This window comes from Lysinibacillus sp. NPDC097868 (assembly GCF_044761135.1).
Taxonomy (GTDB): domain Bacteria; phylum Bacillota; class Bacilli; order Bacillales_A; family Planococcaceae; genus Lysinibacillus.
This window is the reverse complement of the sequence record NZ_JBIWBS010000001.1, coordinates 801,347-816,286: the sequence shown is the minus strand read 5'-3', so window position 1 is coordinate 816,286 and position 14,940 is coordinate 801,347. Positions and strand designations below refer to the sequence as shown.

Annotated in this window: 16 protein-coding genes; all 16 read right to left on the bottom strand. The window is 39.3% G+C overall.

All coding sequences use genetic code 11. The features are described from left to right. Positions 1-260: 260 nt before the first annotated feature. Positions 261-1,217 carry a PhoH family protein gene (locus tag ACIQXJ_RS03820; protein ID WP_401010549.1) on the bottom strand — a complete coding sequence of 319 codons (957 nt, stop codon included), beginning with the start codon at positions 1,215-1,217 and terminating at the stop codon, positions 261-263. A gap of 2 nt (positions 1,218-1,219) precedes the next feature. Continuing rightward, positions 1,220-2,332: a sporulation protein YqfD gene (locus ACIQXJ_RS03815; RefSeq protein WP_403049826.1), complete on the bottom strand. Its 1,113-nt coding sequence runs from the start codon at positions 2,330-2,332 to the stop codon at positions 1,220-1,222. Next, positions 2,322-2,582: a hypothetical protein gene (locus ACIQXJ_RS03810; RefSeq protein ID WP_403049824.1), complete on the bottom strand. Its 261-nt coding sequence runs from the start codon at positions 2,580-2,582 to the stop codon at positions 2,322-2,324. Before ACIQXJ_RS03810 ends, ACIQXJ_RS03815 begins: the two co-directional genes overlap by 11 nt. Positions 2,583-2,637: 55 nt before the next feature. Beyond that, complete coding sequence (locus tag ACIQXJ_RS03805; protein WP_403049821.1) at positions 2,638-3,138, bottom strand: hypothetical protein; 501 nt, start codon at positions 3,136-3,138, stop codon at positions 2,638-2,640. Positions 3,139-3,165: 27 nt separating this feature from the next. Next, on the bottom strand, positions 3,166-4,149 hold the full coding sequence (floA, locus tag ACIQXJ_RS03800) for a flotillin-like protein FloA (protein WP_403054817.1): 984 nt from the start codon (positions 4,147-4,149) through the stop codon (positions 3,166-3,168). Positions 4,150-4,174: 25 nt separating this feature from the next. Next, a complete protein-coding gene (locus ACIQXJ_RS03795; protein ID WP_403049818.1) occupies positions 4,175-5,503 on the bottom strand; it encodes an NfeD family protein in 1,329 nt (442 codons plus the stop codon). Positions 5,504-5,839: 336 nt separating this feature from the next. Next, positions 5,840-6,013: a 30S ribosomal protein S21 gene (rpsU, locus tag ACIQXJ_RS03790; protein WP_004227078.1), complete on the bottom strand. Its 174-nt coding sequence runs from the start codon at positions 6,011-6,013 to the stop codon at positions 5,840-5,842. 379 nt (positions 6,014-6,392) lie between these two features. After that, positions 6,393-6,962, bottom strand: a complete 570-nt coding sequence (locus tag ACIQXJ_RS03785; RefSeq protein ID WP_340823617.1) for a manganese catalase family protein — start codon at positions 6,960-6,962, stop codon at positions 6,393-6,395. A gap of 27 nt (positions 6,963-6,989) precedes the next feature. Beyond that, positions 6,990-7,253, bottom strand: coding sequence for a spore coat protein CotJB (locus ACIQXJ_RS03780; protein ID WP_340823615.1), 264 nt, complete (start codon positions 7,251-7,253; stop codon positions 6,990-6,992). Further along, positions 7,246-7,473 carry a spore coat associated protein CotJA gene (locus ACIQXJ_RS03775; protein WP_403049815.1) on the bottom strand — a complete coding sequence of 76 codons (228 nt, stop codon included), beginning with the start codon at positions 7,471-7,473 and terminating at the stop codon, positions 7,246-7,248. Before ACIQXJ_RS03775 ends, ACIQXJ_RS03780 begins: the two co-directional genes overlap by 8 nt. Positions 7,474-7,681: 208 nt before the next feature. Next, positions 7,682-8,353: a deoxyribose-phosphate aldolase gene (gene deoC, locus ACIQXJ_RS03770; RefSeq protein ID WP_403049812.1), complete on the bottom strand. Its 672-nt coding sequence runs from the start codon at positions 8,351-8,353 to the stop codon at positions 7,682-7,684. 197 nt (positions 8,354-8,550) lie between these two features. After that, on the bottom strand, positions 8,551-9,885 hold the full coding sequence (gene mtaB, locus ACIQXJ_RS03765; RefSeq protein ID WP_340823610.1) for a tRNA (N(6)-L-threonylcarbamoyladenosine(37)-C(2))-methylthiotransferase MtaB: 1,335 nt from the start codon (positions 9,883-9,885) through the stop codon (positions 8,551-8,553). Between the two features lie 15 nt (positions 9,886-9,900). After that, positions 9,901-10,638, bottom strand: coding sequence for a 16S rRNA (uracil(1498)-N(3))-methyltransferase (locus ACIQXJ_RS03760; RefSeq protein WP_403049808.1), 738 nt, complete (start codon positions 10,636-10,638; stop codon positions 9,901-9,903). A gap of 77 nt (positions 10,639-10,715) precedes the next feature. Then, the gene (prmA, locus tag ACIQXJ_RS03755) at positions 10,716-11,657 is read right to left on the bottom strand and encodes a 50S ribosomal protein L11 methyltransferase (RefSeq protein ID WP_403049805.1); all 942 of its coding nucleotides are present in this window, start codon (positions 11,655-11,657) and stop codon (positions 10,716-10,718) included. Positions 11,658-11,678: 21 nt separating this feature from the next. Next, on the bottom strand, positions 11,679-12,797 hold the full coding sequence (dnaJ, locus tag ACIQXJ_RS03750) for a molecular chaperone DnaJ (protein WP_401010573.1): 1,119 nt from the start codon (positions 12,795-12,797) through the stop codon (positions 11,679-11,681). Between the two features lie 242 nt (positions 12,798-13,039). Then, positions 13,040-14,881 carry a molecular chaperone DnaK gene (dnaK, locus tag ACIQXJ_RS03745; RefSeq protein ID WP_403049802.1) on the bottom strand — a complete coding sequence of 614 codons (1,842 nt, stop codon included), beginning with the start codon at positions 14,879-14,881 and terminating at the stop codon, positions 13,040-13,042. Between the last annotated feature and the right edge of the window lie 59 nt (positions 14,882-14,940).

Genomic DNA, 14,940 nt, shown 5'->3' with positions numbered 1-14,940 from the left:
CTTATGTTTTGTGCTGTTCCCGCAGGAGTCGCCCGCCCTTCGCTCCAATCAACAAGTTTTAGTTTCTATTATAGTTGACTAAGCTTAAAATTAAGCACTATATCGTTCTTCTGTTGTACCTGTCGCTTCGCTTTCGGTACAGACTTTTTTTCTTCTGTTGTACCTGTCGCTTCGCTTTCGGTACAGACTTTTTTTCTTCTGTTGTACCTGTCGCTTCGCTTTCGGTACAGACTTTAAAATAACCGCCTAAGGCGGTTATTTTAAAGTTGCTGATCTTCGTAAGCTTTAATGATTTTTGCTACGACTGGATGGCGGACTACATCGCCTTGTTCTAGAATTTGGAAATGTATTGAATTGACATATTTTAATGTACGTTCAGCAACAATTAATCCAGACTCCGTATTTTTCGGAAGGTCAATTTGCGTTTTATCTCCCGTAATAACCATTTTTGAACCAAAGCCTAGACGTGTTAAAAACATCTTCATTTGCATATGTGTTGTATTTTGTGCCTCGTCTAAAATGACAAAGGCATCATCTAATGTACGTCCACGCATATAGGCTAAAGGCGCGATTTCAATCGTTCCTCGCTCAATTAGACGTTGTGTTTGTTCTGTGCCATATATATCGTTTAACGCATCATAGAGCGGTCGTAAATATGGATCAACCTTTTCCTTTAAATCACCTGGAAGGAAGCCTAGAGACTCTCCTGCTTCCACTGCAGGACGTGTTAAAATAATACGCTTTACATGCCCATTTTTAAGTGCTTGTGTAGCCATTACTACCGCTAAATACGTTTTTCCGGTACCGGCTGGACCAATACCAAAAACAACGTCTTTGTGACGAATCGCTTGTATGTATTCTCGTTGACCTATTGTTTTTGCACGTATCGGTTTCCCTTTTGTCGTGCGTGCAATTTCTTCATCATAAAGTTCTGCAAAATATTCAATTGTCCCTTTTTGTGTCATTTCAATTGCCGTTGCTACATCACGCTGATCAATATTAATTCCTTTGCGAATAACTTTTAATAATGCGTGTAGAAGATATGTTGCCTGTTCTTTTGCCTCTTCTTCACCTGCAAGCTGAATTTGCTCACCGCGTGTAATGATATGGACATGAAGAGCCTCTTCAATTAATTTCATATTAGCATCGGAAATACCTAGCAGCATCACCGCTTCATTTGGATTATCCACTTGTAATACAGTTAAATGTTCTGACATAATCATTCTCCTTGTGGCCCTTGTATTGGACTTGCAATGTTTTCGTTGACTAAAAATAGAACTTTCCCTTCAACTGTACCATTCCCCCACTTCGCCTGTAAAAGGTTTTCTTTTTTAATAACTGTTTTTGCTGGGAGTGATTGAAGCATTTTTTCATGTAGTAGTGGCATTAACAAAGTATCTATTTTTGATTCATCTAATTTAATTTCCACCGTTTTTGTTTGCTGTTCTTCCACAATCGAAACATAAGGATCTAGCCAATTTGGTAAGTCTTTCTTCTGTACATAATCAACCGCTTCTTTATGAATACCCTTTACTACTACACGCCACTGCTTTTGTTGCATAGATTCAATTGTTAGCTTTGTTGGAATTTTAAATGTGCATTCAAGCCAGTAGTCTGCAAAAACCTCTCCCTTTGCCCCAACAAAGACATGATCGTCACCACTGTCAATTACACCACTTACGAGGACGTCACCTTCATAAGCTGTATCATTGACAGAAATTTTCCGTTCACCATGTTGGATGTTAAAGTTTGTGATGACACCGCTTTTAGTAGCTACTAAATGTGTTGCAAGTTTTTCGGTTGTCAATTCGGTTGTTTTTGGAGATTCCTGTGGTCTTAACGTAATACGACCACCGTGTTTTTCGATATGCACCCACGCTAGATCTCGATGTTTTTCTAACAGACTCTGCCGAATTACAGCATCCGAAGGTAATACTTTTTTAGTCATCGGCGTTTCTAGCTGAAAAGTTTCTTGAAACGTTTTCTCGATTTGTTGTTGTAACTCTGGTGTAGCCGCTTCAATATCAACGCGCCAAATTACTTGCGCACAAATTAATGGTATTAAAATCATGACAAACAGTCCAAGCAGTGTCCAAAGTTGTGCGCGAAAAACTTGAAGCTCATCTGCGTAATGAACAGTCATTTTTAGCCGATACCGACTACGTATACGGCGAATTTTTGGCAAATAACCCATATTCGTTTCAAATGTAACTTCTTGATCTCGAAAGACAACACGCTTCAAAGGTACTTGCTGCGCATGTAATGCTTGAATAAAAGGATGAACATTTTCATGGCGCTTTATACGTATTATAATTGGTCGATTATTCCACATTCTTGCTCACACCCATATCTTTGGTCATTTTTACATGTAATTCTTGTAAATCCTCTACTGAAAGATGGAGCATTTCTTCCTTTATTGCATTTATAGCAACCGATTTTCCACGCACGAGAATATGATAATCAGCATAAATAAACGAGCAAGATGTAGCATCAGCATGTAAAAAGCGATAAGGGCCTATAATTTTTAATGTTTCATACTGTGTTAATTCAAGTAGTGGCGTTAATTGAAATAATTTTTTCATAAAAAAATGCCTCCTTCTTCGGCAATATATGCGCCAAAAAAGGAGGACATGCTAGTTATTTTCGTTTTGCTTTTGGTGGGCCTAAAATTTCAGCCATCACCACTGCTTGCACCAATGCTTTTTGAGAATTCGGTAGCTGAAATCCATTATTTGCGGGTGCAACTGAGATATCTTTTTTTCCTGCAGCCATACGCCCAAGACTAGGACGATCGGTTTTACGACTCGATTGCTCAGTTGGAATAAGCGGTGGGGCAACATAGCTAGGCATATGTTCCTTCACTTTTTCTCGCACTGGTTCCACACGTTTTTCTATGTCGTCTTCTGACGTAATTTCCGCTTTTAGTTCCCCTATAAAACCACGGGCAAAGTCTTCAAAGCTTTGCTTTTTAGCAGTTGGACGACGATGCTTTGGCTCATCTACTTCCATTTGGGCGGAAGGTTGTGGTTGAGCAGTTTTATTGAAAGGGGGCATTGGTTTTTGTTCTTTTTTATTTTTAGATTTTCCGAAAAGAGAGCTGACTATGGCAATAATTGCAAATAAAATAAGTTGTTCCATTTGTTAGCACTCGCTCCTTTCCGTTAATTATGCTTTCGGTTCATTTGGGTCTGATTTATCTGTACTTACTTTTGAAATAGAGTCACGCATAGCCGTATCTGCTTGTATATTACGGTAATTCATATAGTCCATAATACCAAGGTTACCAGAACGTAAAGCTTCTGCCATCGCTTGTGGTACTTCTGCTTCTGCCTCTACTACTTTCGCCTTCATTTCTTGAACGCGGGCAATCATTTCTTGCTCATTTGCTACAGCCATTGCACGACGTTCTTCCGCTTTCGCTTGGGCAATATTTTTATCTGCTTGCGCTTGTTCAATTTGTAATTCTGCACCAATATTTTTACCGATATCCACATCCGCAATGTCAATGGATAAGATTTCGAATGCTGTACCAGAGTCTAACCCTTTAGATAACACTGTTTGAGAAATCATATCTGGATTTTCAAGGACTGTTGTATGGCTAGATGCACTACCGATTGTCGAAACGATACCTTCCCCTACACGGGCAATAACTGTTTCCTCACCAGCACCACCGACTAAACGTTCGATGTTTGCACGTACAGTAATACGAGCCTTCGCCTTTACCTCAATCCCGTTCATTGCAACACCTGCAATAAATGGTGTTTCAATTACCTTTGGGTTAACAGACATTTGTACCGCTTCTAATACATCACGCCCTGCAAGGTCAATTGCAGCACATCGTTCAAACGTTAGTTCAATATTAGCACGGTGAGCAGCAATCAGCGCATTTACGACACGGTCTACATTACCACCTGCTAAATAGTGACTTTCTAACTGATTAATCGTCACAGGTAAGCCTGCTTTATGTGCTTTAATTAACGGATTGACGATACGTGATGGAATTACACGACGTAAGCGCATCCCGATTAATGTGAAAATACTAACGCGGACACCTGCTGCTAGTGCAGAAATCCACAGCGCCACTGGCACAAATGTAAAAAATACAGCGACCACAATGAATAATAGGACTAGCCCGACAATTGGGCCCATTAATGCTAAATCAAATCCCATGTTGTTATTCCTCCATCTCTTTTTCTGTTTGTCTCACAACAATGCGTGAGCCCTCTACTTTAATTACTTCTACATTCTTACCTACATCAACATAGCCACCTTCTGACACAACGTCAATTCGTTCATTGACAAATCGAATTGTGCCTGCTGGACGAAGTGGTGTTAGCGTTATTCCCACTTTCCCTAACAGCTCTGTGCGATTAATATTAGACACATAGCCCTCTTCCGTCGTCGTAGCATCCATAAGCACTAACTTGTTTAAAACATGCATTTTTTTACCGAAAAATTTCATCAGGATCACCATTCCTATTATGGCTACTACAAGCGCAATAAATATCGCCATGACCATTTGCATCATGTTTGCACCTGCCAGCAGCAAGCTAAGTAATATAAGCACGCCACCTAAAATACCAACAATGCCTCCGGGGACAAAAAATTCTGCAATGACTAGTGCTAAGCCTGCAATGAAAATTAACAATGTTTCATAGCCTGCAAAGCCTGCCACCATATGACCGAAGAAAAATAATCCCAGGGCTGATAACCCCATTATACCTGGCACACCGAACCCAGGCGAATACAGCTCCATCACAAGCCCTAAACTCGCAACAGATAATAAAATCGGTACGATAAGTGGGTTCGTAATAAAACGAGCAATTTTTTCTGCAAAGGTTGGCTCAATTGATACAATATCACTGCCCTTTAAACCTGTCTTCGCCAAAAGTTCTTGAAAATTAGCAACAGTACCTTCAGAATATCTTACCTTTTCAGCCTCTGAAGCCGATAATGTTAATAAATTCTCGCCTCCAGCTCGAAATTCTGGTAACTCAATTGTCGAGTCTGCCATTGCTAAAGCATATTTCGGGTCACGTCCGGATGTTTCGGCAGCTGCCTTCATTTGAGCTAGCCACGCGCTATGAGCTTTACTATCTGCTGCGTTGCCAGCAGAATCAATTACTGCTGCTGCCCCAATTGTTCCATTAGGAACCATATAAATTTCATCTGCATGTAAGGCTAAAAAAGCACCGGCTGAATGGGCATCTTTGTTAATAAAAGCAATAGTGTGTATCGTAGTGGCATCCATAAGCATGGCGATATCACCTGCTGCATTGACAAAACCGCCTGGCGTATGTATATCCAGTACAATCGCTTCTGCATAGTTTTCTTCTGCCTCTTTAAAAGCTCGTTCTAAAAATGCGTGAAGTCCACGTTCAACTTCATCATGAATCGGTACGTGGTAAACCTTGCTACTCGCAAATGCTGAAGTCAATGGAAACGCTACCAAAACAGTCATCCAGATGACAATGATATAGCTAAGGATTCTCCTTTTCCGCATCTTTTTCCCTCCCTCCTAACATGCTTCTCTACTCTATATACGACTGACCTTGTAAAAAGTTTCACAAAATCTAATTTATTTTTATTATACAATATGATAGGTGATTTTTCCCTTCAGTCGATTAACAAAGTTGTTGTTTTTCTTTGTAAATAAAAAAGCCGAATGAAATCTGTAGTGATTTCATTCGGCTTTTACGAATATGTACCGCAAAAAGAGCATCATGCAAAATACCTGGAATTAATCGCAATTGCAACTAATTCCAGGTATATCATTGTCTGCTCAGTGAATCATACAATTGCGTGTTTTGAACGTAGGGATTTTTAATGGGAAATTAAATTACCACTTACGTTTACGTGCAGCTTCTGATTTCTTTTTACGTTTAACGCTAGGTTTTTCGTAGAACTCGCGCTTTCTAACTTCTTGAATTGTACCACTTTTTGATACAGTACGTTTGAAGCGGCGAAGAGCATCTTCAAGCGATTCGTTTTTGCGAACGACAGTTTTTGACATCTCTCTTTCCCTCCCTCCGAACACACGTCAATACACAATACAATTAGGCTAATAACCAACTGTTGTGTACTAAAAAATTATACCGTATTGTCTTATAACGGTCAATAGAAAGTATTCGAAATCGCGAAGAGAATTTTTAAAATCCATTTTAATCGTATTTTAAACGGTTCTTCAGATCACGATAAGAATAGTTATTGTGAATAAAAAGTAAATCTGAGTGCAGGATTATCTAGCCTAATCGGATATATAGACCAAAAAATTTTTCGTAATTTCGTTAGAGAGGGACTCAGCGATATCTCTCCGTCATCACAAAACTTTCATAAAGTTCGAACTAAAATAGGTCAAACTTCGTTAAACGATTTAATAAGCCATTTTTTTGTTAAAATATCTTCTTTGTATTGCCATCCTCTATTAAAATTTCTACAGCCTCTCTAAAGCGTTGCGAATGGATAATTTCTCGTTCTCTCAAAAAAATCAAACTATCATTTAAATCTGGGTCATCCGATAAGTCAATAATCCATTGGTATGTGGCACGTGCTTTTTCTTCCGCCGCAATATCCTCGTATAAATCAGCAATTGGATCCCCTTTTGCCTGTATATAGGATGCGGTAAATGGTACACCCGATGCATTTTGATAAAACAGCGCTTTATCATGGTTAACATAGTGATCAGCAAGTCCTGCTTCTTTAATTTGCTGAGGGGTTGCATCTTTTGTTAGCTTATAAATCATTGTTGCAATCATTTCGAGATGAGAAAACTCTTCCGTTGCTATATCCGTTAACAGGCCTACTACTTTATCCGGTATTGTATAACGTTGGTTCATATAGCGTAGTGCAGCAGCTAGCTCTCCATCAGCACCACCATACTGCTCTACTAAATACTTTGCAAGCATCGGGTTACAAGTACTAACTTTTACTGGATATTGTAGCTTTTTTTCATAATACCACAAACACCTTTCCCCCTAATCCAAATATATTTATACTTGCCAAGGCCATGGCGTATCGATCCAATTAAACGGATAATTCGAATAGCTTCTTCCAAAATTCATTAGCGGACCAAACTTTTGTTCAAAATCTATTTTTAATCGCATACTTTTTTCGGTATTTTCATTAAACTGTGTAATTGCAGCATAATCATGTGGATGAGTATCTAAATAAAGGTTTAATTCAACTATAACAAAATCAATAGCTTGAATTTCCTCAAGAAGCTGATAAAATTCTGGTGGCATTTGTTTACTCACCTTTCATCCCACCTCTCTCTGGATTTGGATAGGGACTAAAAAAATCGGGCCATAGTGTACCAAACTTTAACGCTTCCCTCGCTGTCTGAAATTGTGGTAGACCAGGTGGTTGAAAGCCTATATACAATTGTGGAGGTGTTGCAAAGCTCTTGACCTCAATCGGTTTACAAGGATCAAAAGGACTGATATAAGGTCGCCAATACTTAAATTGTGTAAACATAAAATCCTCCCCTCTAAAGGCAATTACATCATTGGAGTATATGAGGTCGGAAAAATAATTATTCTGATGAAAAAATAAGCATAACGGCGTTTACTATGTAGTTGTTGCTTTCAGTCGATTTATTAGTTATAAAACAAAAAAATAGCATACTAGAAAATATCCAGTACACTATTTTTTATATTGAGCAATATTAAATTATTCGTGGGAATTAGTAATTAGAATCTGCAATTAAGCCCTTCATAATGGCTACACCCGAGCTTGCACCAATTCGTGTGGCACCTGCTTCAACCATCTTTTGCATATCTTCCAAGCTACGAACACCACCAGAAGCTTTTACACCTAGCTCTGGTCCTACTGTTTTGCGCATTAAAGCGATGTCCTCTGCTGTTGCTCCACCAGTAGAGAAGCCTGTTGACGTTTTCACGTAATCTGCGCCAGCTGCTACTGAAAGTTCACATGCTTTTACTTTTTCTTCCTCAGTTAATAGGCAAGTTTCGATAATTACTTTAACAAGTGCACTACCTTTTGCCGCTTCTACTACTGCTGAAATATCCGCTTGTACTTGTTCGAAGTTTTGATCTTTTAAAGCGCCAATATTGATGACCATATCCACTTCTTGTGCACCATTTGCAATCGCATCTTTTGCCTCAAATGCTTTTACAGTTGGTGTATTAGCACCTAATGGGAAGCCAATAACCGTACAAACTAACACGTCTGAGTTTTGTAATAGCTCGCTGCAATATTTCACCCAAGTTGGGTTGACGCAAACAGATGCAAAACTAAATTCTTTAGCCTCTGCACATAACTTTTCAATTTGTTCTTTTGTAGCCTCAGCCTTTAATAATGTGTGATCAATCATACTTGCATAATTTGTTTTCATTTAACAAGCGCTCCTTCTAACATAAGTTGTCCGTACCTCTCTGGAATAATAACATGTTTTTACGTTTCCGTCTAATTTCTGAAGTCATGACCCAATGGTTTTTAACTTGTAATAATTTTTATCATGCCCGTTCAAGGTTAATATTATCAATAAAAAAAGGATTGTCCATCTTCAACAGATAGACAATCCTTTAACAATTATTTTACAGTTTCGAGTAAGCGTACGAATTGCCCTTTAGAATGAGGGTAGCCTGCTTGCGTAATTTTTACCTTTACAAGTTGGCCAATAAGATTTTCAGGGCCTTCAAAAACTACTTTTAAGTAGTTGTCTGTATAACCCGTTAATAAGCCCTCTTCCTCACTACCATCATGGACAAATTCTTCTGGAATTACTTCTAACACTTCATTTTCAAAACGAGAAGCATATTCTTTAGCAAGTTGGTCATTTAAAGCGATAAGGCGGTGAACGCGCTCATTTTTAATATCTTCATCAATTTGGTCTTCCATACGAGCTGCTGGTGTACCTGTACGAGGAGAGAATGGGAACACATGTAATTCTGAAAATTTATGGTCACGAATAAAGTTATACGTTTCCATAAATTCTTCCTCTGTCTCACCCGGGAAACCAACGATAACGTCAGAAGTAACAGCTAAGTTCGGTAATGCTTCATGTAATTTTGTTAAGCGTTCTCCGAAAAATTCCATCGTGTATTTACGACGCATACGTTTTAATACTGTATCCGAACCTGATTGAATCGGAATGTGTAGATGATTAACAACAATGTTTGACTCGCGTAAAACATCTATCACTTCATCTGTTAGTTGGCTAGCTTCAATAGAAGAAATACGTAAACGTTTTAATCCTTTTACATTCGCCTCTAAATCACGTAACAACTGAGCAAGGTTATAATCTTTTAAGTCTTGTCCATAGCCACCAGTATGAATACCTGTTAATACTATTTCAAGGTAACCAGCATCAACTAATTGTTGCGCTTGGTTTAGTACTTCCTGTGGATCACGCGAGCGCATTAAACCACGCGCCCAAGGAATAATACAAAACGTACAGAAGTTATTACAGCCTTCTTGGATTTTTAATGATGCACGTGTTCGGTCTGTAAATGCCGGCACATCTAATTCTTCATATACACGGTTTTTCATAATGTTGCGTACAGCATTAATTGGTTGACGCTCGTTACGATATTGCTCGATATAGCCAAGTAATTTTGTACGATCCTGTGTCCCTACAACAATATCAACACCAGGAATCGCCATAATTTCAGCTGGAGACGTTTGAGCATAACAGCCTGTAACACAAATAACAGCATCTGGATTTTGACGCACAGCTCGACGAATAACTTGACGTGATTTTTTATCTCCCGTATTTGTTACTGTACATGTATTAATAACATAAACGTCCGCTTGATGATCAAATTCCGTACGGTCATAACCGTCTTCTTTAAACAGTTGCCAAATAGCCTCTGTTTCATAGTGATTTACTTTACAGCCAAGTGTGTGAAAAGCCACTTTTGACAAGGCTAAACACCTCTTTCATTCAAATTCATATGATATTGCAGATAGCGCATAAAGTGGCGCTGTTTCTGCACGTAAAATTCTTGGACCAAGAGACATCGTTTGTGCGCCAGCTTGCTTCAGTGTATCTGCTTCTTTGCGCGCAATTCCACCTTCTGGACCGAAGATAATAAGGATTGATTTCGACTCCTTATCATACACGTTTTTTAGCTTATCCGCAAACCTTGTGCGTTTTTCTGACTTTGCATCCTCTTCGTCTGCAATGAATACAGCGTCAAAATCGCCCATATGCGATACAAGCTGCGAAAATTTTATTGGTTCGTATATTTCTGGTATGTGCGTGCGATGTGATTGCTCCGCTGCCTCTTTTGCAATTTTTTGCAAGCGCTCCTGCTTTTTCGCACCTTTTTTAACATCCCATTTTACAATAGATCGCTCCGCTTCAAATGGTAATAAGGCGTACATACCAAGCTCTGTTGCTTTTTGTGTAATGAGTTCTAGTTTATCTCCTTTAGGCAGCCCACAAGCAACTGTTACACGAATTGGGAGCTCTGGAGATGGGATTGTTCGCCCCGTCGCTTTCACAATAACATCATCCTCTTCAAATGCAGCAATTGTGCAAATATAAGCGGTGTCTTGTGCCACGACGATGATTTCCGCACCTTCTTTCATACGCATAACACGCATAATATGGCGCGCATCTTCGCCTGAAATGCGGGCTGAATCAATGGTTGTGTCAATGAAATAACGTTGCATAGCTCACACTCCTTTCTTATAGAGAAAACGCCAAATCGTAAGCACTCGGCTCACGATTTGGCGCTTCCTTGGTCAATTTATTGTGGTCGACGAGCGATAATCGCTACCCAATCTTCCATTAATAATACTTCTTCTATCACAAACCCTGAAGCTTCAAGAGCTGTTTTCACATCATCTCGTTTCGCCCCAATGATGCCTGAAGTGACATATAATCCACCTGGTTTGACAATTGTAAATGCATCGTCAGTAAAGGACATAATTATCTCTGCTAAAATGTTTGCGACTACAACATCAGCTGGCTCTTTCACAGTATCTAATAAGTTACCATGGAAAACTTCAACTTTATCGCTTACTTTGTTTAACGCAACATTTTCTTTGGCAGAACGTACAGCTACTTCATCCAAATCAAGCGCATGCACACTTTTTGCACCAAGCATAGCTGCACCAATCGAAAGAACCCCAGAGCCTGTGCCTATGTCGACAACCGTGTCGCCTTCTTTCACGACTTTCTCGAGACCTTGTAAGCACATAACCGTTGTTGGGTGTGTTCCTGTACCAAATGCCATACCAGGATCTAACTCAATGATTAATTCATCTGTTGAAACTGGTGTATAGTCTTCCCATGTCGGTACAATTGTAAAACGTTCCGAAATTTTAACAGGATGATAGTATTGCTTCCACGCTGTCGCCCAATCTTCCTCGTTCACTTCTACAATAGAAACAACATTTTCTCCGATATCAATGTTGAAATTCGTTAAATTCGTAATCGCCGCCTTGATTTCTTCGACTGTTTCATTTAAAAAGCTAGACTCTGATAAGTAAGCTTTAACGATAACACCCTCTTTTGGGAAATCTTCTTCATTTAGCGCGTAAATTTCACCATACTGATCTTCGCGTGGCTTCGCATATTCAGCTGAATCCTCAATAACAACACCGCTAGCCCCTGCTTCATGCAAAATATTTGAAATTGCTTCCACCGCTTCATTTTTTGTATGAATGGATAATTCTGACCACTTCACGTAGCTCTTCAGCTCCTCTAATTATTCACCTTGGAATTTTTTCTTGATTTTATCAAATAGTGAGCTTCCTTGTTCTTCTGGAATATCGCCACTAATTTCTGCAAATTCACGTAGTAATTGTTTTTGTTTTTCCGTAAGCTTTTCTGGCGTAATCACTCTCACTGTTACATATTGGTTACCTGTTCCATAACCATGTACATTTTTTACACCTTTATCTTTCAAGCGGAATTGTGCACCTGATTGTGTACCCGCTGGAATACGTAATTTCACTTTACCATGTACAGTCGGTACTTCAATTTCATCGCCTAATGCTGCTTGTGGGAATGTTAATTTTAATTCATAGTAAATATCATCGCCATCGCGCTCGAATTCATTGTGCCCTTGAACTCGGAACATAATGTATAAGTCACCGGCCGGACCACCGTTAATACCTGGTTCACCTTGACCTGTTACACGAATTTGTTGACCATCATCAACACCTGCAGGAATTGACACTTTAATTTTTTTACGTTTTTGAACTTTACCTTCACCGCGACAAGTTGAACATTTTTCTTTAATAATTTTACCTGTTCCGTGACAAGTCGTACAAGTACGACGATTCATCATGCGGCCAAATGGTGTATCGACAGCTTGATTAATTTGTCCTGCACCTTTACATGTCGAACATGTTTCAGGAGTTGTACCTGGTTTTGCACCCGAGCCATGGCATGTATCACATGTTTCGTCTTTAGGAATTTCAATTTCTGTTTCTTTCCCAAAAATCGCTTCCTCAAATTTAATATTCATGCGGTATTGCAGATCATCACCTTTACGTGGTGCATTCGGGTCTTGTCGGCGTCCACCACCACCAAAGAATGAACTGAAAATATCCTCGAAGCCGCCAAAGCCACCGCCTCCGAAACCACCGCCAAAGCCGGCATTTGGATCTTCATGTCCAAATTGGTCGTAGCGGGCTTTTTTCTGATCGTCACTTAATACTTCATAAGCTTCAGCAATTTCTTTGAATTTTTCATCCGCACCTGGTTCTTTATTTAGATCAGGATGGTATTGTTTTGATAATTTACGGTATGCCTTTTTAATGTCATCTTTAGAAGCCGATTTCGTTAAACCAAGCACCTCGTAATAATCGCGTTTCTCCATGATTCACACTCCGCTCTTTTTGCATAAAATCTATTGTAACATGCAGTCTAAAAAACTGCCTCTATTTTCGCCATAATTTTCACTTTTCTATCAATGCATCTATGCGCTATTGCCGAATTGACATGTCGCTGACATTTCGGGTTCATCTACTAGAACATCATCAAGCAATTATATAGAAAGAGAAAAGCCAAAGCCGCAAGCGGTCTTTGGCTTCTTCACTTTACTGTGCTGTTGAGAATTTCTTATTTATCGTCTTTTACTTCTTCAAAGTCAGCGTCTACGATACCGTCGTCTTTTTTATCTGCTCCAGCATCTGGACCTACTTCGCCACCTTGAGCCGCTTGTGCTGCAGCTGCAGCTTGTTCGTATACTTTCATTACTAGAGGCTGTAATACGCCTTCTAATTTTTCTTTCGCTGATTTAATACCTTCTAATTCGCCAGCTTCAAGCGCTTTTTTAAGCTCATCACGAGCATCCTCTACAGATTTTTTCTCATCTTCTGTAATTTGCTCACCTAAGTCAGCGATTGTTTTATCAACTTGGAATACTAATTGATCAGCTTCGTTGCGAAGATCAGCTTCTTCTTTACGTTTTGCATCTGCTTCTGCATTCGCTTCAGCGTCTTTTACCATGCGTTCAATTTCATCGTCTGATAAACCAGAATCAGATTGAATAACAATTGTTTGTTCTTTATTTGTACCTAAATCTTTCGCTTTAACCGAAACGATACCATTTTTGTCGATATCAAATGTAACTTCGATTTGTGGAATACCACGTGGTGCTGGTGGGATATCCGCTAATTGGAAGCGACCTAATGTTTTGTTATCCGCTGCCATAGAACGTTCACCTTGCAATACGTGAATATCTACTGCTGGTTGGTTATCAGCTGCAGTTGAGAATACTTGTGATTTAGATGTCGGAATTGTCGTGTTACGATCGATTAATTTTGTGAACACGCCACCCATTGTTTCAATACCTAAAGAAAGTGGTGTTACGTCAAGAAGAACTACGTCTTTCACATCACCAGTTAATACGCCACCTTGAACTGCAGCACCCATCGCTACTACTTCGTCAGGGTTAACTCCACGGTGAGGCTCTTTACCAGTTTCTTTACGTACAGCTTCTTGTACTGCTGGAATACGAGTAGAACCACCAACTAAAATAACTTGGTCAATTTCAGAAGTAGATAGGCCTGCATCAGATAATGCTTGACGTACTGGACCTACTGTACGGTTTACTAATGATAATGTAATTTCATCGAATTTCGCACGAGTTAAAGAGATTTCTAAGTGTAATGGACCTGCTTCACCAGCTGTAATGAATGGTAAAGAAATTTGTGTAGAAGTTACACCTGATAAATCTTTTTTCGCTTTTTCAGCAGCATCTTTCAGACGTTGCATAGCCATTTTATCTTTAGAAAGGTCGATGCCGTTTTCTTTTTTGAATTCAGCTACTAAATATTCGATAACCGCGTCATCAAAATCGTCACCACCAAGTTTGTTATCACCAGCAGTAGCTAATACTTCGAATACACCGTCACCTAATTCAAGGATGGATACGTCGAATGTACCACCACCAAGGTCAAATACTAATACTTTTTGGTCTACATCTTGTTTGTCTAAACCATAAGCAAGTGCAGCAGCTGTTGGTTCATTGATAATACGCTCTACTTCAAGACCAGCGATTTTACCAGCGTCTTTTGTCGCTTGACGTTGCGCATCGCTAAAGTAAGCAGGTACAGTAATTACTGCTTTTGTTACTTTTTCACCTAAGTAATCTTCTGCGTAGCCTTTTAAGTATTGAAGAATCATTGCTGAAACTTCTTGTGGTGTGTATTCTTTATCTTCCACTTTCACTTTTTCAGCTGTACCCATTTTTGATTTGATCGAAATAATTGTGTTTGGATTTGTCACTGATTGGCGTTTTGCTACTTCACCAACTTGTTTTTCACCATTTTTGAATGCTACTACAGATGGTGTAGTGCGGTTTCCTTCTGGATTTGGGATAACTTTTGGTTCTCCGCCTTCAAGTACAGATACACAAGAGTTTGTTGTTCCTAAGTCAATACCGATAATTTTGCTCATAGTAAAATTTCCTCCTATTATTAAAACGCAAAGCTGCGTTAATTAACTAAAATATTTTT